Below are 16,913 nucleotides of genomic sequence, written 5' to 3'. Positions count from 1 at the left end.
CGAAGCACACGGCTGTAAGTCATCCCCAATGGGGACAACTCCTGTGGACAACTTTGCGCCAATTTGCACAAGCCCCGGTCGGAGGCCCTAGTTGTCCACAAGTGCGGCAGACTCGAAAGCGTGAACCCACCGCGCACCTGGTCGCCCCAACCCGGCCTCGTCGGCCTCGCCTGGGGCCTGGCCGCCGTGTTCCTGCTGGTCACGTTCCTCAGTTCGGACCCCGTCAGCCGGGTGTTCCTGGGCCTCGCCACGCTCGTCCAGCTCGCGCTGGGCGCCTACGGCACTTTTGTGCGCCCCAGGCTGCTGGTGGACGACTCAGGCCTCACCGTGCGCACCCTGAGCGGCGCGAGGCAACTGCCGTGGCACGAGGTGAAGGTGCGCCTGGCCCGCACCCGCAGGCTCGGCCGCGAGACGGCCACGCTGGAGCTGGACTGGCACCGCGGCGAGCACGAGCAGCTGTACGTCTTCACCCCGCTCGACCTGGGCACGGACCCGCGCGACGTGGCGGACGTCCTGCACGCCCTGCGCCCCTGACGAGCCGCTAGAGGTCGAGGACCAGGCCCGGCACGGCGACGTCGGCCGGGTGCCCGGCCGCCTCCAGGTGCTCCGCCGGGTCGACGCCCGGCCACAGGTGCGCCAGCACGAGCCTGCCGACACCGGCCCGGTGCGCGTTCGCGCCCGCCTGCTCGGCCGTCGACAGGTACGGCGCGTTGTCCGCCGGCAGCACGTGCCGGGCGAACGTCGCCTCGGCCACGAGCACGTCCGCGTCCCGCGCGAGGTCGACCAGCGCCGGGCTCGGCCCGGTGTCACCCGTGTAGGCGATCACCCGTCCGCCGGCCGTCAGCCGCAGCCCCGCGTTCGGCACGAAGTGCGGCAGGTCCCACGTGTCCACCCGGAACGGCCCCACCTCGAACGACCGCTCGACCACGTGCACCGAGCACGCGCGCGCCACGGGCACCTGGTCCAGCGCCAGCACGCGGTCCAAGGCGCCCTCCGGCGCGTGGACGGGCAGCACCGGCGCCGAAGTTCCGAGCGCGCGGGCCCGAAGCAACGGGTTGAGGTCGGCGCAGTGGTCGGGGTGCCCGTGGCTGACCAGCACGGCGTCCACCGCCGCCGCGGGCAGCACCGCCTGCAACGCCGGGAACGTCGCGTAACCCGGGTCCACCAGGAGCGCGAACCCGTCGTGCTCCACCAGGTAGCCGCTGCACGGCTGGGCGGCCGTCGGCCACGCGCCGACACCGCCCAGGACGGTCAGCCGCACCGTCAGGCCAGCTGCCCGGTCCGCACGACCGCCAGCACCGCCAGCAGCACGACCGCGGCGATCACGGCCGCCAGCTGCCAGTTGTTCCGCTTCGCGGCCGGCGCGTAGACCAGCCCGGCCGTCAGCGCCGCGCCGATCACCAGACCGCCGATGTGCCCGAGCAGGGAGATGCCCGGCAGGGTGAAGCTGAGCACGACGTTCAAGCCGATCACGCCGAGCGCCGGGCCGGGGTTCAGCTTGAGCCGCAGCACGGCCACCAGCATCGCGCCCATCAGGCCGTACACCGCGCCGGACGCGCCGGCCACCACGGTGTCGATCCCGCCGAACAGGTACACCGCGAGCCCGCCGCCGAGCAGCGACACCCCGTACACCGCGGAGAACCGCAGCTTGCCGAACACGGGTTCCAGGTCACGGCCGAGCACGTACAGCGCGATCATGTTCAACGCCAGGTGCAGGGGCCCGAAGTGCAGGAACCCCGACGTCACCAGCCGCCACCACTCGCCGTCCCAGGCGACCGACGGCGTGTACATCACGAGGTCGAGGAACAGCGCCGACCGCTGGTTGGTCGCCACGCTGCCCGCCTGGGCCGCCGTGATCGCGAAGAACAGCACGTTCACCGCGATCAGCACCGGCGTGACCACCATGCGCTGGGAGTACTCCGCGCCGACGAACGTGCGCGGCCGGCGCACCGCGGCCCGGCCCTCGTTCACGCAGTCGACGCACTGGTGGCCGACCGACGCCTCGCGGAGGCACTCCGGGCACGCCGGCCGGTCGCAGCGGACGCACCGCAGCCCGGTGGCCCGATCGGGGTGGCGCACGCAGACCGGCAGGTCTGGTCGCGCCCCGATCGGCTCACCGGGCGGCGGGGAGATCGGCGAGTCGGCCACTCAGGCCCGCTCCACCGAGACCTTCTGGATCACCACGTCGGTGACCGGGCGGTCGCCGGCGCCGGTGGGTGCGGCGCCGATCGCGTCCACCACGTTGCGCGACTCCTGGTCGGCGACCTCGCCGAAGATCGTGTGCTTGAAGTTCAGCCACGTGGTCGGCGCGACCGTGATGAAGAACTGCGAGCCGTTGCTGTTGGGCCCGGCGTTGGCCATCGCCAGCAGGTAGGGCTTGTTGAACTGCAGCTCCGGGTGGAACTCGTCGGCGAACTTGTAGCCGGGGCCGCCGCGCCCGGTGCCCGTGGGGTCACCGCCCTGGAGCATGAAGCCCGCGATCACCCGGTGGAAGATCGACCCGTCGTAGAACGGGCCGGAGGTCTCGCCCTTCGCGTTGGGGTCGGAGTAGCTCTTCGTGCCCTCGGCCAGGCCGACGAAGTTGGCCACCGTCTTGGGGGCGTGGTCGGGGAAGAGGTTGACGCGGATGTCGCCCTGCGAGGTGTGCAGGGTCGCCGTCAGCTTGGTCCCGACGAACGATTCGTTGCTGTCTGCCACGCCACCCATCGTGCCATCACCGGGCGAGGTGGTTGGGGAAGGGGCACGATGGGTATTGCCTGGAACGTGACTGACCGACAGCTTCTGGAGCGCGATATGGATGAGGTAGACGCCATGACCCGGGCCGGGGAGTCGGTCGGCAAGGCGGTGCGGGCTGTTCGCCGCAGCGCCGTCCGCGCTGGTCACGTCGGCGCGGACGCGGCTGTTCAACTCGCGGAGCGCGCCGAGGGCAAGCTCGCCGAGCGTGGCGTGACCAAGGACTACGTCCGCGGTGTCGTCGCCGACAAGGCGGGCGCGCTGGTGGAGAAGGCCGAGGAGTACGAGAAGTCCACCAGGCGCAGTCGCAAGCAGCTCGCGAAGAAGGCCAAGGGCGTCCGCAAGGACGTCGTCAAGGCCGCCGAGCGGGCTCGCAAGGAGGCCAAGGTGCGTGCGAAGGACGTGCGCAAGGCCGCGAAGCAGGCGCGCAAGGAGATGGCCGCGGCCAGGCACCCCAAGCGCCGCCGCTGGCCGTGGGTGCTGGGCGTGTTCGCCGCGGCCGCGGTCGCCGGGTACCTCGCGCTGACCAAGCGGCCCCAGGAGGTGCACCTGGAGGAGGACGACGTGGACATCACGTCCGAGCCCACCACGACCGGCACCGCCGAGTCCGTCCGCCCGCACGCGGCCCGCAACGGCCAGGTCTCCGACCAGCACAGCCGCAGCTGACCGGAAGAAGAACACCTTCGCGCCCGCCCCGTCCGGGGTCGGGCGCGAAGTCGTGCGCGCTCACAGCCCGAGGTTGCCCACCACGGTCTCGGCGATCCGCCGGGTCTTGATCGTCTGCTTCTGGTTGCTGGTCACGACCACCGCGTTGCCGCCCTTGGCCACGGCGTACACCGCGCCCGTCGGGGTGGTCAGCGAGCCGCCGCTCCACCCGGCGGGCACCGTCGCCGGGCTCGAGTCGGCAACCGGCGCGGCCCGGTCGACCACCGCCTTCGCGGTCTCCGGCTCACCCCGGAACACCCAGACGGACAACTGCACGTCCGTGGCGTTGGCGTAGAAGAAGCAGGCCGGGTCGGGTTGGCCTGCGGACAGCCGAACCTTCCGCACCAGCTGCCCGTTCGCCTCCTGCACGACCGAAGAGGCCAGGTAGGGGCACTGCCCGTCGGTCGCGGGCTCCGGCGCGGGCGGCGGCCCGACGGGTGTGGTCGTCGTCTTCGCCACTGCGCTGGTGGTCGTCCCGGCGGCGGGAGCGGGGGTCGGCTCGGGGGTCGCGCAGGCGGTCAGCGCGCCGAGGACCAGCAGGGAGGGCAGGGCGGTGAGCAGCACTCGGTTCATAGGGCAGCCAGTCAATCAGATGACGGACAGCGAATCGACAACGTGACCACCTAGGCACGCAACGTAAACCACATTACGGTTGTCTTACCCTGCCGGCCGCCCCTGCAATGTGAGGACTGAGTCAAGATGAACATCTTTGACCGCGGTCGAGACCACGCCATCGCTGTGTTCCGGATTGTCGTCGGTGTGCTGTTCATGTGCCACGGCGCGCAGAAGTTGTTCGGCGTGCTGGGCTCCAAGGGTGCCGTGTCGATCACCGACTGGCCGTCCGGCCCGGCCGGCCTGATCGAGTTCGTCGGTGGCGCGTTGATCGTCATCGGCCTCGGCACCCGGATCGCCGCGCTGATCTCATCCGGTGCGATGGCCTACGCGTACTTCGTCGTCCACCAGCACGCCGGGCTCCTGCCCATCCAGAACAAGGGCGAGCTGGCCGCGGTGTACGCGTGGGTGTTCCTGCTGTTGGCGTTCACCGGTCCCGGCGCTTGGGCCGTCGACAAGGTGATCTCCGCACGGAAGCAGGAACAGGCGCTCGTCAACGCATAGCAGTGGGCAAGACGAGGGCCCGCACCCAGCGGCATTGGGTGCGGGCCCTCACTTGTCGACTTACCGCGAAAGCCACCGCCGGACAGCCCTCACGCAGGGGATGACCCGGCGGTTACACCCCAGTAAACACCAAACGCGAAACTTTCGCGCCCCCACCAACCCGACAAATCGGACTTTTACCCAGCCAAAGGGGAACCGGCGCGCCAAGCGATCTTCGCGGGGCCCGGGGCCTGCGGCCCCGAAAGGGGTCCGGGGGCGAAGCCTCCCGGGCGGGGCGTGGGGGTCGCACCCCCACAAAACACAAGGAGCGAGGTGGCCGACGCTGTTCGTCGGCACACCTCGCCCAGAAGCGGATGGAGACGAGGGGAATCGAACCCCTAACCCCCGCCTTGCAAAGGCGGTGCTCTGCCAATTGAGCTACGTCCCCTCACGGGGCGGCAGACTTACCGCCCTCGCGGGTCAGTCGGTGGGAGCAGTGGCCTCGCGCCACAGGTCCGCGTCGGCCTTGGCCGAGCGGCTGCGCTTGACGAAGAACAGAACCGCACCAGCGACAGCGACAAGTGCGATGATCTTCTTCACGGCGATTCCCCTCTGCAACACCTGTGAACTTCCGGTGGGCCTAGGAGGACTCGAACCTCCGACCTCTTCGTTATCAGCGAAGCGCTCTAACCGTCTGAGCTATAGGCCCTCGGGGCAACGACGGCAAGACTACAGCACCTCCCGTCGCGGCCCCAAATCGGCTGGTCGTAGATCACTCCCGCTCGGACAACGTCACTTCCAGGCCCCCGGCAAGATCGGCCGAGACGTTGTAGACGAACGAGCCGACGGTCGCCAGGGCGGTGAACAGCACGATGTTCACCGCGCCCACGATCGCCGCCACGCCGAACACGCGACCGGCGCTGATCAGCGGGTCGCTGCCGGTCTCGTTGCCCTGCAGCAGGTCGCTGGCGGTGTTGTTGATCTTGTCCCAGACGCCCATGCCGTTCAGCACGCCGTACAGCACGCCGACCGCCACGAGCCACACGAAGAACAGCGCCACGCTCAGCACCAGGGCGAGCTTGAGCACCGACCACGGGTCGACCCGCTTCACCTGCAGGCTCGCCCGCCGCGGTCCGCGCCCGGGACGGCGGGCCGACGGCGCGGCGGCGGCCGGACGACCGTTCGCCGCGCCCAGGTTCACCTGCGTGCGGGCCGAACCCACCGCACCCGGCCCGGCCGCGCCCGGCACCACGGGACGGGCCACCGCCACCGTGTCCGGGTCGCTGGCCGGGTACGCGGGCTGCGACCCCTCGGCCGCCGGGTGCTCCGGCGAGGACATCAGGTCGGCCGGACCGACCTGCTGCGCCTCGGCGTACTGCGCGTCGCTCGTCACCCGCTGCCACGGCGGGGGCGCCGCGGCCTGGTGGCTGTCGTGCTCGGCGGCCGGCCGCTCGACCGTCTCGGTCTTGCCGTCCGCCGTCGTCGCGTCGGCCGCGGGCGTCTCGGCCTGCTCGGACGCCCCCGAGGCGTCGACCGCCGGCTTCTCGGCGCCGGCGGGCTCATCGCCGGCCGCCGGTGTCGGCTCGGCGCCGGGCCGGGTGATCACCGCGGTCTTGTCCTCTGGCTTCTCGGGTGGAGTCACGAGCAGTCCTCAACCTCTCGTTCGCGCTAGTTGGCAGGCTCAGCCTGGTCGCCCTCGGCGGAGTCCACGACCGGACCCGCGCCGGCGGGGTCGACCGTCGGACCCGCTTCGGCGGGGTCCACGACACCGCCGTCACCACTGGTGACGTCCGCGGGCTCGTCGGCGTTGCGCGCCACCGCGATCAGGGTGGTCCCTTCGCCGAGGTTCATCAACCGGACGCCCTTCGTCTGCCGCCCTGCCTTGCGCACCTCCTTGGCGCTGGTCCGGATGACCCCGCCCGAGGAGGTGATCGCGTACAGCTCGTCGTCGACGTCGACGATGAGCGCGCCGACCAGCCTGCCACGCCTGCGGTCGTGCTGGATGGTGAGCACACCCTTCCCACCGCGACCCTGGACGGGGTAGTCCTCGATCGGCGTGCGCTTGGCGTACCCACCATCGGTCGCCACCAAAACAAACAGACCCTCTTGGACGACGCCCACCGACAGCAGCTCGTCCCCGCTGTTGAAGCGCATGCCCAGCACGCCCGAGGTCGCGCGCCCCATGGGCCGCAGCGCCTCGTCGCTCGCGTGGAACCGGATGGACTGGCCGTCGGCCGAGATGAGCTGGAGGTCGTCGGACGCCGAGCACAGCACCGCCCCGACCAGCTCGTCGTCGTCGCGCAGGTTGATGCCGATCAGGCCGCCGGACCGGTTGGAGTCGAAGTCGGACAGCTTCGACTTCTTGACCAGGCCCTTCTTGGTGGCGAGCACCAGGTACGGCGCGACCTCGTAGTTCTTGATCTGGATGACCTGGGCGATCTCCTCCTCCGGCTGGAACGCCAGGAGGTTCGCCACGTGCTGGCCGCGCGCGTTGCGGTTGGCCTCGGGCAGCTCGTAGGCCTTCGCCCGGTACACCCGGCCCTTGTTCGTGAAGAACAGGATCCAGTCGTGCGTGGAGCACACGAAGAAGTGCTGCACGATGTCGTCCTGCTTGAGCTGGGCGCCCTGCACGCCCTTGCCCCCGCGCTTCTGCGAGCGGTACAGGTCGGTCTTCGTGCGCTTCGCGTAACCCGTCCGGGTGATCGTGACGACGACGTCCTCGACCGCGATCAGGTCTTCCATCGACACGTCGCCGTCGAACGGCACGATCTTCGTGCGCCGGTCGTCGCCGTGCTTCTCGACGATCGCCAGCAGCTCCTCGCGCACGATCGCGCGCTGCCGCTCCGGCTTCTCGAGGATGTCCTTGTAGTCGGCGATCTCCAGCTCGATCTCGGCCAGCTGGTCGACGATCTTCTGCCGCTCCAGGGCGGCCAGCCGGCGCAGCTGCATCTCCAGGATCGCGTTGGCCTGGATCTCGTCGACGTCGAGCAGCTCCATCAGGCCGGTGCGCGCCACCTCGGGCGTGTCCGACCGGCGGATCAGCGCGATCACCGCGTCGAGCTGGTCGAGCGCCTTGACCAGGCCGCGCAGCACGTGGGCGCGTTCCTCGGCCTTGCGCAGCCGGAAGCGCGTGCGCCGGACGATGACCTCGATCTGGTGCTTCACGTAGTGCCGGATCATCTGGTCCAGGCGCAACGTGCGCGGCACGCCGTCGACCAGCGACAGCATGTTCACGCCGAACGAGTACTGCAGCTGGGTGTGCTTGTAGAGGTTGTTCAGCACGACCTTGGCGACCGCGTCGCGCTTCAGCGTGACCACGATCCGCATGCCCGAGCGCCGGTTGGACTCGTCGGCGATGTTCGCGATGCCGGTCAGCTTCTGGTCGCGGACCAGGGTGGCGATGTTCTCCACCAGGTTGTCCGGGTTCACCTGGTAGGGCAGCTCGGTGACGACCAGGATCGTGCGGCCCTTGGCGTCCTCGTCGATCTCCACGACCGCGCGCATCTTCACCGAGCCGCGGCCGGTGCGGTAGGCGTCCTCGATGCCGGCCGTGCCCAGGATCTGGCCGTGGGTCGGGAAGTCGGGCCCCTTGATCCGCTGGATCATCGCCTCCAGCGTCTCCTCCTCGGAGGCGTCCCAGTTGTCCAGCGCCCACACCACGCCGTCGGCGACCTCGCGCAGGTTGTGCGGCGGGATGTTGGTCGCCATGCCGACCGCGATGCCCGAGCTGCCGTTGATCAGCAGGTTGGGCACGCGCGACGGCAGGACCGTCGGCTCCTGGATGCGACCGTCGTAGTTGTCGCGGAAGTCGACCGTGTCTTCCTCGATGTCGGCCAGCATCTGCATGGCCAACGGCGTGAGGCGGCACTCGGTGTTGTGGCTGACGAAGCCGTCGGTGATGAACGCGTGGTCGTCGGTGTCGACCCGCAGGCTGTACACCGGCCGCACACCCGCGTCGGTGACCGACTCGACGGGCGCGTAGTAGAACCGGCCGTCGACCAGCGGCTCGACCACGTCGAGCACCTCGCGGTTCGTGATCCGCGCGGCGATCTCCTCGTAGTCGCGCTCCCACCGCTCGACGCGGTCCACGTTGTGCCGCCGGAGCCAGTCGCGCTCCGTCCAGCGGGTCGCGCCGTGCGCCCGGATGTAGTCGCCGACGAACGGCACGTGGTCGCTGCTCATCGCCCGGCTCTCGAGCGGGACGGCGTCCAGGATCGCGTTCAGCTTGTCCTGCTTCGCGCCGAGGAAGCCCACGTTGCGGGCGAACAGGCGCGCGTCACGCCGGTTGGTGATGACGACCTTGATCTCGCCGTTCTCGTAGTTCACCAGCGTGCTGACGACGCCGAACTCCAGCAGGAGCTGCTGCACTTCACGGGCCAGCTGCGCGCTGCGGGTCGAGTAGCTGACCTGCACGGAGTTGCGCGGCAGGGCCGACGCCGAGCCGTCACCTTGGAATAGCGAGGCGAGGAACGCCCGCTTGCCAGTCGCCTCCAGCCGCCACACGAACTCGGGCACGCGCTTGGCGGCGCTGCGCAAGTCTGCCAACTCGTGGAGCACGCTCCCCTGGAGCACCGCCCTGCTGAAGCGCAGCTTGTGCAGCACCTTGCCGGTACTGGTGATCTCAGTCCCGATACCGCGACGCTTGCCGACGCACAGGTCGTAAGCACTGACCACCGACTTGAAGTAGTCGGTGTCGGTGTTGTCGAACCCCGCCTGCCCGTTTACGCCCGTCCAGCCCTCCGAGACGAATGCCCCAGCGAGGAACGCGGAGCTGAACTGCTCCGGCGATAGCCCGTCAAGGTCGACTTCTTGCGGCATGCGCTGGAGGACTACGCGGTCGCCCGGCTGGACCTCTTCCAGCAGCTTCCACAGCAGGGTCGGCACGCCGAGCACGTTCACCAGGCACAACACGGGGTGGTTGTGGGTGCCGGCCAGCTCGTAGCCGTTCTTGGTGCGCAGCTTCAGCGTGGGGTGCTCGCCGGAGTGGAACAGCATGTCGGCGCGCACCGGGTTGCCGTTGCGGTCGAGCACCTTCAGGTCGATCGGGTTGTCGCTGTTCGGCTTGGCGTCCGGCACGATGTCGCCGATGCGCGGCGTCGAGCCGTCTGCTAGCCTGATACGGACATCTGAATCGATGCAGTACCTCATGGCGGCTGCCGGGTCGTTGCCGGGAGAGCCGAAGTTGCCCTGGCCGTCGATCAGCGGGTAGCGCTGCGACCACGGCTGGGCGAGGCGGACCAGTGCGTCGTAGATGGCCGAGTCACCGTGCGGGTGGTAGTTGCCCATCACGTCGCCGACGACGCGGGCGCACTTGTTGTAGCTGCGGTCCGGGCGGAAGCCCGAGTCGAACATCGAGTACAGCACGCGGACGTGCACGGGCTTCAGGCCGTCGCGCACGTCGGGCAGCGCTCGTCCCACGATCACGCTCATCGCGTAATCGATGTACGAGTTCTGCATCTCCTGCTGGATGTCGCGCGGCTCGGTGCGGTCTCCACCAGCCGGGGGCAGCGTCGTCTCGCTCACAGTTCTACTTCCTTAGAGGGCACGCCTGCGGGTTCGGGAACGACAGGGGTCAGACGTCGAGGAACCGGACGCCCTTGGCGTTGCGGGTGATGAACGCGCGGCGGGCCTCCACGTCCTCGCCCATCAGCACGCTGAACAGCTCGTCGGCCGTCGCGGCGTCGTCCATGGTCACCTGCGTCAGCACCCGGTTGGCCGGGTCCATCGTCGTCTCCCACAGCTCGGAGGAGTTCATCTCGCCGAGGCCCTTGTAGCGCTGGATGTTGTCGTCCTTGCCGATCTTCTTGCCCGCCGCGAGACCGGCCTGGATGATGCCGTCCCGCTCGCGGTCGGAGTAGGCGTACTCCGGTTCGGCGCGCTGCCACTTGATCTTGTACAGCGGCGGGTTCGCCAGGTACACGTGACCGTGCTCGATCAGCGGGCGCATGAAGCGGAACAGCAGGGTCAGCAGCAGCGTCCGGATGTGCTGGCCGTCCACGTCGGCGTCGGCCATCAGCACGATCTTGTGGTAGCGCAGCTTCGCGATGTCGAAGTCCTCGTGGATGCCCGTGCCGAACGCCGTGATCAGGGCTTGGACCTCGTTGTTCTTCAGCACGCGGTCGATGCGCGCCTTCTCCACGTTGATGATCTTGCCCCGGATCGGCAGGATCGCCTGGAACATGGAGTCCCGGCCCTCCTTGGCCGAGCCGCCCGCGGAGTCGCCCTCCACGACGTAGATCTCGCAGTCCTCCGGGTTGGTGGACCGGCAGTCCTTGAGCTTGCCGGGCAGGCCGCCGATGTCGAGGGCGCCCTTGCGGCGGACGAGCTCGCGGGCCTTGCGGGCGGCGATGCGGGCCTGGGCCGACGACACGGACTTGGTGACGATCGCCCTGGCCTCGTTGGGGTGGCGCTCGAACCAGTCGGCCAGGTGCTCGTTGGTCGACTTCTGCACGAAGGACTTGGCCTCGCTGTTGCCCAGCTTGGTCTTGGTCTGGCCCTCGAACTGCGGCTCCTTGAGCTTGACCGAGATGATCGCGGCCAGGCCCTCGCGGATGTCGTCGCCGGTGAGGTTGGAGTCCTTCTCCTTGAGCAGCTTCTTCTCGCGCGCGTACTCGTTGACCACGCGGGTCAGCGCGGCGCGGAAGCCCTCCTCGTGCGTGCCGCCCTCGTGGGTGTTGATCGTGTTGGCGAACGTGTACACCGACGGCGTGTAGCCGGTGTTCCACTGCATCGCCACCTCGACCTCGAGGTCCTCGCCCTTGGCCTCGAACGAGACGACCTTCTGGTGCACGGCCTCGCGGGTGTGGTTGATGTGGCGGACGAAGTCCTCCAGGCCGCCGGGGTAGTGGAACGTGCGCTCGCGCACGGCCGCCACGTGGCCCTCGGCGTCGGCCTCCTCGTCGCTCGCCTGGACGCGCTCGTCGCGCAGGATGATCGTGAGGCCCTTGTTGAGGAAGGCCATCTCCTGCAGGCGGCGGGAGATCGTCTCGATGTTGTAGTCGGTGGTCTCGAAGATCGTCGGGTCGGCCCAGAACGTGATGGCCGTGCCGGTCTCGTCGGTCGGCGCGCCCTTGGCCAGCTCGTGCGCCGGCTTGGTGTTCTCGAACCGCTGGTTCCACGTGAAACCCTCGGTCTTGACCTCGACGTCGACGGCGGTCGACAGCGCGTTCACCACGGAGATGCCGACGCCGTGCAGACCGCCGGACACCGCGTAGGAGTCGCTGTCGAACTTGCCGCCCGCGTGCAGCTTGGTCAGCACCACTTCCAGCGTGGGCCGCTTCTCGACCGGGTGCATGCCGATCGGGATGCCGCGGCCGTCGTCGATGACCCGGACGCCGCCGTTGGCCAGCAGCGTCACGTCCACGACCGTCGCGAAGCCCGCCATGGCCTCGTCGACCGAGTTGTCCACGACCTCCTGGATCAGGTGGTGCAGACCGCGCTCGCCGGTGGAACCGATGTACATGCCTGGCCGCTTGCGGACCGCTTCCAGGCCCTCCAGGACGGTGATCGAGGACGCGTTGTACTCATTCTTCTTGGCTGCCACGGGCCTGGTGTCTCCTCGGACTTCACGCGACTGGGACCGTCGCCGGGCGACGCTGGGTTGCGCTACCCCACGATTCTACCGGGGCATACCGACAGAAACCCACTTAGGACACCCCTGGTTTGCTCACAGGCGGCCCGAAGTGAACGCAGATGGGTGCCGACCGCTGGTCACGGGGTCAAAATCGACTGGTGAGCGCTCACCGCGCCACAGGATCGCCGCTGCGGCCCTGGCGCTCGTCACCCGTAGGTGTCACGTGGTCCGCGGCCCGGAGCGTGCCTGGGGCCGTAGCGCCAACTGGGCGCCGCCGGACCCTGGACCTTCAGGTTCTTCACCACGCCGTGGCCGACCCCCGCCGCGATCCGCTTGAGCAGGTCGCGCTGGAGCAGCCGCAGCTGCGTGGCCCACGCCGTCGAGTCGGCCTGGACGGTCAGTTCGCCGTCACTCAGAGCTACCGGCTGCGCGTGCTCGGCCACGTCCTCGCCGACCAGTTTCGGCCACCGGGCGAACACCTGGCCACCCGCCAGCCGCTCGGCCCACCCGCGGTCGGCGGCGATCCTCGACGCGAGCCTGCCGAGCGGTTGCGGGTCGCGGTCGTCGGGGCCCGGCCCGGACCAGCGACGACGCCGGCGGCGGGCGGTCGCGCCCGTCCCACCCTTGCGCACGCCCCGTACCCCGCGCTCCTTGGCGGAGGCGCGAGCCGCTTCCAGGGCGGCCCGGGCGAGGTCCGGACCCCGCAAAGCACCCTCTTGTGTACTACCGGCTGTGGATATGTCCGGTTCTCGAGCCGAGTTATCCACACCATCCACAGGGTTGTCCCCAGATGTGCGTCGGGTCACACCCGTTCGGGGCAACTCGTCAGACACGGTGCACCTCCCCGTGGCGAACGTCGAACCGCAGCCCGTCCAGCTCCTCGGGCACGTCCTCCGCGACCGCCGCCGTGATCAGCACCTGCTCCGCGCCGGCGGCCACCTTCGCCAACTGGCGACGCCTGCCGCGGTCCAGTTCGGCGAACACATCGTCCAGCACGAGGACCGGTTCGGCCCCCTCGACACGCAGCAACTCGTACCCGCCGAGACGCAGGGCCAAGGCGAAGGACCATGACTCACCGTGACTGGCGTAGCCCTTCGCGGGCAGCTCGCCGAGCGCCAGGTCGAGGTCGTCGCGGTGCGGCCCGACCAGGCACACGCCCCGCTCGACCTCCTGCGGGCGCACCCGGTGAAGCTCGGCGAGCAACGCGTCCTCCAGCACGTCCCGGTCGTGCGACTCCGGGAACGCCTCGCCCAGGCTCGACCGGTACGCGATCCGCGCGGGCCGGGACTCCGGCGCCACCTCCGCGTACGCCGCCGCCACGTGCGGCGCGATGTCCGCGACCAGGTCCAGCCGCGCGGCCAGCAGCTCCGCGCCGTGCCGGGCCAGGTGCCCGTCCCACACGTCGAGCGTGCTGATGTCGGCGTTGCGCGCCGCGCGCACGGTCTTGAGCAACGCCCCCCGCTGCTTGAGCACGCGTTCGTAGTCGCTGCGCACCCCGGCGTACCGCGGCGCGCGCGTCGTCAGCAGCTCGTCGAGGAACCGCCGGCGCTCACCGGGGTCGCCGCGCACGAGCGCCAGGTCCTCCGGCGCGAACAGCACCGTCCGCAGGATGCCGAGCACGTCGCGCGGGCGCGGCACCGGGCCGCGGTTGACCCGCGCCCGGTTCGCCTTGCCCGGCGTGATCTCCAGCTCGACCAGCAGCTCGCGCCCCTCGTTGACCACCGCCGCGCGCACCACCGCGCGCGGGGCGCCGTGCCGGATCAGCGGAGCGTCCGTGGCCACCCGGTGCGAACCGAGGGTGGCCACGTACCCCAGCGCCTCGACCAGGTTCGTCTTGCCCTGGCCGTTGCGCCCCACCAGCACGCTCACCCCCGGCTCGAACACCAGGTCCGCGTGCTCCCACGACCTGAAGTCGGTGACTTGCAGGTGCCGGACGTACAACTCGTCAGCTCTGGGTCGAGCCGGAACCGGACGAAGGACCCGCGGCCTGCACGGCGTGGCCGCCGAACTGGTTGCGCAGCGCAGCGACCGCGCGCATCGCGGGCGAGTCGTCCTGCCTGGACGCGAACCGGGCGAACAGCGCGGCGGAGATCACCGGCGCGGGCACCGCGTGCTTGATGGCCTCCTCGACGGTCCACCGGCCCTCGCCGGAGTCCTCGACGTGACCGCGCAGGTCGTCCAGCTCCGGGTCCGACTCCAGCGCGCGGACCAGCAGGTCCAGCAGCCACGAGCGGACCACGGTGCCGCGCTGCCACGCCTTGATCGTGGCCGGCACGTCGTCCACCAGCTTGGAGGCCTCCAGCAGCTCGAAGCCCTCGGCGTAGGCCTGCATGAGGCCGTACTCGATGCCGTTGTGGACCATCTTCGCGAAGTGGCCGGCGCCGACGCGGCCCGCGTGCGCGAAGCCCTCCTCGCGCGGGCCCTCCGGGCGCAGGGCGTCGAAGATCGGCATGGCGCGCTCGACGTGCTCGGCGTCGCCGCCGACCATCAGCCCGTAGCCGTTCTCCAGGCCCCACACGCCACCGGACACGCCGGCGTCCACGTAGCCGATGCCCTTGTCGCCCAGCGCCTTGGCGTTGATCTCGTCGTCGGTGAAGCGCGAGTTGCCGCCGTCGATCACCAGGTCGCCCGGCTGGAGCAGGTCGCCGAGCTCGGCGATCGTCTGCCGGGTGATGTCACCGGCGGGCACCATGACCCACACCAGGCGGGGTGCGGCGAGCTTGCCCACCATGTCGGCGAGCGAGTCGGCGTCGGTGACTTCGGGGTTGCGGTCGTAGCCGACCACCTCGTGCCCCGCGCGGCGGATGCGCTCGCGCATGTTGAAGCCCATCTTGCCGAGGCCGACGAGTCCGAGCTGCACGGTCGTTCCTCTTCCCTAGCGTCTGTGGATGGCGTGGTGGATCAGCCGGGCAGGCGCACGGGCATCAGCAGGTAGAGGTAGCCCGGCGCCACGTTCCCATCCTCGTCCACCGGCTTGAGCAGTGCGGGGCGACTGGGTGTGGTGAAGGACAAGTGCGCCCGCGGCGTGCGGACGGCCTGGAGCCCTTCGAGGAGGTACGTCGGGTTGAACGCGATGGTGACCGGGTCGCCGGTGTAGTCGACCGGCAGCTCTTCCTCGGCGCTGCCCTCGTCGTCGCCGCCCGCGGACAGGCGCAGGCCGTTGTCCACGAACTCCAGCCGGACCTGCGTGCCGCGTTCGGCGACCAGCGACACGCGCTTGATCGCCTGCACCAGCGCGTCGACCTCGATGATCGCGGCGGCCGAGTGCTCGGTGGGCAGCAGCTGGCGGTACTTCGGGAAGTCGGCGTCGAGCAGCCGGGTGGTCGTGCGGCGGTTCGTGCCGGACAGGCCGAGCAGGCCGTCGTTCGCGGCGAGGGACAGCTCGATCTTCGCGCCGGACGCGCCCAGCGTCTTCGCGGCGTCGTTGAGGGTCTTCGCCGGCACGAGGACGGCGACGTCGCCGAGCGCCTCGTTCGGCTCCCACGGGAACTCGCGCATGGCGAGCCGGAAGCGGTCGGTGGCGACCAGGGTCACCTTGCCCTCGCCGATCTCCAGCCGGACGCCGGTCAGCATCGGGAGCGTGTCGTCCTTGCCCGCCGCGACGGCGACCTGGTTCACGGCCTCGCCGAAGACCTCGCCCGGGAGCTCGCCGGCCAGCTGCGGCATGGACGGCAGCTGCGGGTAGTCCTCGACCGGCATGGTCGGCAGGCTGAACCGGGCGCTGCCGCACGAGATCGTCATCCGGGAGCCGTCGACCGCGATCTCGACCGGGTGGTTCGGCAGGGCCTTGGTGATGTCGGCCAGGAGCCGTCCGCTGACGAGCGCCTTGCCCCCGTCGGCGATCGTGGCCGGGACGCCGCACTGGGCGGACACCTCGTAGTCGAACCCGGAGACGGTCAGCGCCTCGCCGGAGCCGTCCTCCGCCCCGGCGTCGAGCAGGATTCCGCCGAGCACCGCGACAGGCGGCCTGGACGGCAGGCTGCGGGCGACCCAGGCGACGGCGTCGGCCAGGCCGTCGCGCTCGACGCGGATCTTCATGAGGCGTCCTTCCTCAAGTCGGCATGACCAACAACAGCATGCGTTGCGGTGGGGGTTGGGGAGCCGCGGCCCTCGCCGGATCTTCCGACCCTCGGCGCGGAGGCTCCCCACCGTAGAGCGTCGGCCCGGTCCTCGTCACCTCGGGGCTGCCCGGGGACGAGGCGCTGCCGAGCGTTCGTCCCCGGGCTCGACCGCCGGCTGTTTTTTCTTTGTTCTTCATCTTCAAGGGAAGACAACAGCAACAGCAGTAGGGGCTGTGGATTGTGTGGACAACCCCGGTTTCCGCAGCGTGTCGCCCGCTTGGAGGTGTGGATGGACACGGGGTGTCACCCGGGGACAAGTCGGCGCACCCGGGGAGAACTATCCGGCTCGTCCGTTCGGTCCACAGGCGGGCCGAGTTGTCCCCGGGTTAATCCCCGGGTGTGGGCCGGGTTGTACCCGGGTGCTGCACAGGGTGATGGTGGGCCGAATCTCCCCCGACGGGGCACTTCTCCGGGCCTGTGGACAACTTTTCGCCCGCCGTTCACCTGCGACGGCACCTGCGACGGGGCCGTTGGGCCGCACCGAGAACGCCCTCTACCCGGCCCCGGTGGGGCGGGGGTACCTCACACGGGTGACACGAAACGACCCCCGTTGGTCCCGGCCCCCACGCCCGGGTGTCGCGGCCTCCTCGGGGCCTGTCGGTGGGGTGCCGCGGGCGCGGCACCCGGGTGCCGGCGGCGGATCCGGCTCGCACCCGGGTGCGGTGTGGGTCGCACCCAGGTGCGAC

The 16,913-nt window shown here is 70.1% G+C and carries 14 protein-coding genes, 2 tRNA genes and 1 pseudogene; 3 read left to right on the top strand and 14 right to left on the bottom strand.

Annotated elements, in window-relative coordinates:
• Positions 1–120 precede the first annotated feature (120 nt).
• On the top strand, positions 121–534 hold the full coding sequence (locus tag AB0I91_RS20220; RefSeq protein WP_498771334.1) for a PH domain-containing protein: 414 nt from the start codon (positions 121–123) through the stop codon (positions 532–534).
• Between the two features lie 7 nt (positions 535–541).
• Here AB0I91_RS20220 and AB0I91_RS20215 read toward each other — a convergent pair whose 3' ends face one another.
• Genes AB0I91_RS20215 through AB0I91_RS20205 form a run of 3 tightly spaced genes read right to left on the bottom strand, consistent with a single transcriptional unit; the run spans position 542 to position 2,697 of the window.
• Positions 542–1,261, bottom strand: coding sequence for an MBL fold metallo-hydrolase (locus tag AB0I91_RS20215; RefSeq protein WP_499607986.1), 720 nt, complete (start codon positions 1,259–1,261; stop codon positions 542–544).
• 2 nt (positions 1,262–1,263) lie between these two features.
• The gene (locus tag AB0I91_RS20210; RefSeq protein ID WP_498771338.1) at positions 1,264–2,148 is read right to left on the bottom strand and encodes a rhomboid family intramembrane serine protease; all 885 of its coding nucleotides are present in this window, start codon (positions 2,146–2,148) and stop codon (positions 1,264–1,266) included.
• Positions 2,149–2,697 carry a peptidylprolyl isomerase gene (locus AB0I91_RS20205; RefSeq protein ID WP_498771340.1) on the bottom strand — a complete coding sequence of 183 codons (549 nt, stop codon included), beginning with the start codon at positions 2,695–2,697 and terminating at the stop codon, positions 2,149–2,151.
• A 96-nt stretch (positions 2,698–2,793) separates the two neighbouring features.
• On the opposite strand from AB0I91_RS20205, the gene AB0I91_RS20200 reads away from it, so the two are divergent.
• Positions 2,794–3,399, top strand: a complete 606-nt coding sequence (locus tag AB0I91_RS20200; RefSeq protein WP_499638151.1) for a hypothetical protein — start codon at positions 2,794–2,796, stop codon at positions 3,397–3,399.
• A 60-nt stretch (positions 3,400–3,459) separates the two neighbouring features.
• Here AB0I91_RS20200 and AB0I91_RS20195 read toward each other — a convergent pair whose 3' ends face one another.
• Positions 3,460–4,011, bottom strand: a complete 552-nt coding sequence (locus AB0I91_RS20195) for a DUF2020 domain-containing protein (RefSeq protein WP_498771344.1) — start codon at positions 4,009–4,011, stop codon at positions 3,460–3,462.
• Between the two features lie 126 nt (positions 4,012–4,137).
• Here AB0I91_RS20195 and AB0I91_RS20190 point away from each other — a divergent pair, with 126 nt between their 5' ends.
• On the top strand, positions 4,138–4,554 hold the full coding sequence (locus tag AB0I91_RS20190) for a DoxX family protein (RefSeq protein ID WP_230569482.1): 417 nt from the start codon (positions 4,138–4,140) through the stop codon (positions 4,552–4,554).
• Positions 4,555–4,908: 354 nt separating this feature from the next.
• Here the strand turns inward: AB0I91_RS20190 and AB0I91_RS20185 are convergent.
• The 10 genes and pseudogenes from AB0I91_RS20185 to dnaN form a co-directional block, all read right to left on the bottom strand.
• Positions 4,909–4,981 (bottom strand) — tRNA-Ala (locus AB0I91_RS20185).
• A 35-nt stretch (positions 4,982–5,016) separates the two neighbouring features.
• Positions 5,017–5,133: pseudogene (locus tag AB0I91_RS20180) on the bottom strand (DLW-39 family protein); the annotation flags it as partial.
• Between the two features lie 35 nt (positions 5,134–5,168).
• Positions 5,169–5,242: transfer RNA gene (locus tag AB0I91_RS20175), tRNA-Ile, on the bottom strand.
• A 63-nt stretch (positions 5,243–5,305) separates the two neighbouring features.
• On the bottom strand, positions 5,306–6,175 hold the full coding sequence (locus AB0I91_RS20170; protein WP_499638148.1) for a DUF3566 domain-containing protein: 870 nt from the start codon (positions 6,173–6,175) through the stop codon (positions 5,306–5,308).
• A 26-nt stretch (positions 6,176–6,201) separates the two neighbouring features.
• The gene (gyrA, locus tag AB0I91_RS20165; RefSeq protein WP_499607983.1) at positions 6,202–10,056 is read right to left on the bottom strand and encodes an intein-containing DNA gyrase subunit A; all 3,855 of its coding nucleotides are present in this window, start codon (positions 10,054–10,056) and stop codon (positions 6,202–6,204) included.
• Between the two features lie 49 nt (positions 10,057–10,105).
• Entirely contained in the window at positions 10,106–12,076 is a 1,971-nt protein-coding gene (gyrB, locus tag AB0I91_RS20160; protein ID WP_498771352.1) for a DNA topoisomerase (ATP-hydrolyzing) subunit B, read from the bottom strand.
• A 236-nt stretch (positions 12,077–12,312) separates the two neighbouring features.
• Positions 12,313–12,873, bottom strand: a complete 561-nt coding sequence (locus tag AB0I91_RS20155) for a DciA family protein (protein ID WP_499608278.1) — start codon at positions 12,871–12,873, stop codon at positions 12,313–12,315.
• Between the two features lie 58 nt (positions 12,874–12,931).
• Entirely contained in the window at positions 12,932–14,047 is a 1,116-nt protein-coding gene (recF, locus tag AB0I91_RS20150) for a DNA replication/repair protein RecF (RefSeq protein WP_498771354.1), read from the bottom strand.
• 4 nt (positions 14,048–14,051) lie between these two features.
• Positions 14,052–14,966: a phosphogluconate dehydrogenase (NAD(+)-dependent, decarboxylating) gene (gene gnd, locus AB0I91_RS20145; protein ID WP_498771356.1), complete on the bottom strand. Its 915-nt coding sequence runs from the start codon at positions 14,964–14,966 to the stop codon at positions 14,052–14,054.
• A 41-nt stretch (positions 14,967–15,007) separates the two neighbouring features.
• Complete coding sequence (gene dnaN, locus AB0I91_RS20140) at positions 15,008–16,144, bottom strand: DNA polymerase III subunit beta (RefSeq protein ID WP_498771358.1); 1,137 nt, start codon at positions 16,142–16,144, stop codon at positions 15,008–15,010.
• Positions 16,145–16,913 lie beyond the last annotated feature (769 nt).

It is taken from the genome of Actinosynnema sp. NPDC049800 (assembly GCF_040656635.1).
In the GTDB taxonomy this organism is placed as follows: Bacteria; Actinomycetota; Actinomycetes; order Mycobacteriales; family Pseudonocardiaceae; genus Actinosynnema.
The sequence above is the reverse complement of the archived record's forward strand: the minus strand, read 5'-3'. Positions and strand labels throughout refer to the sequence as shown.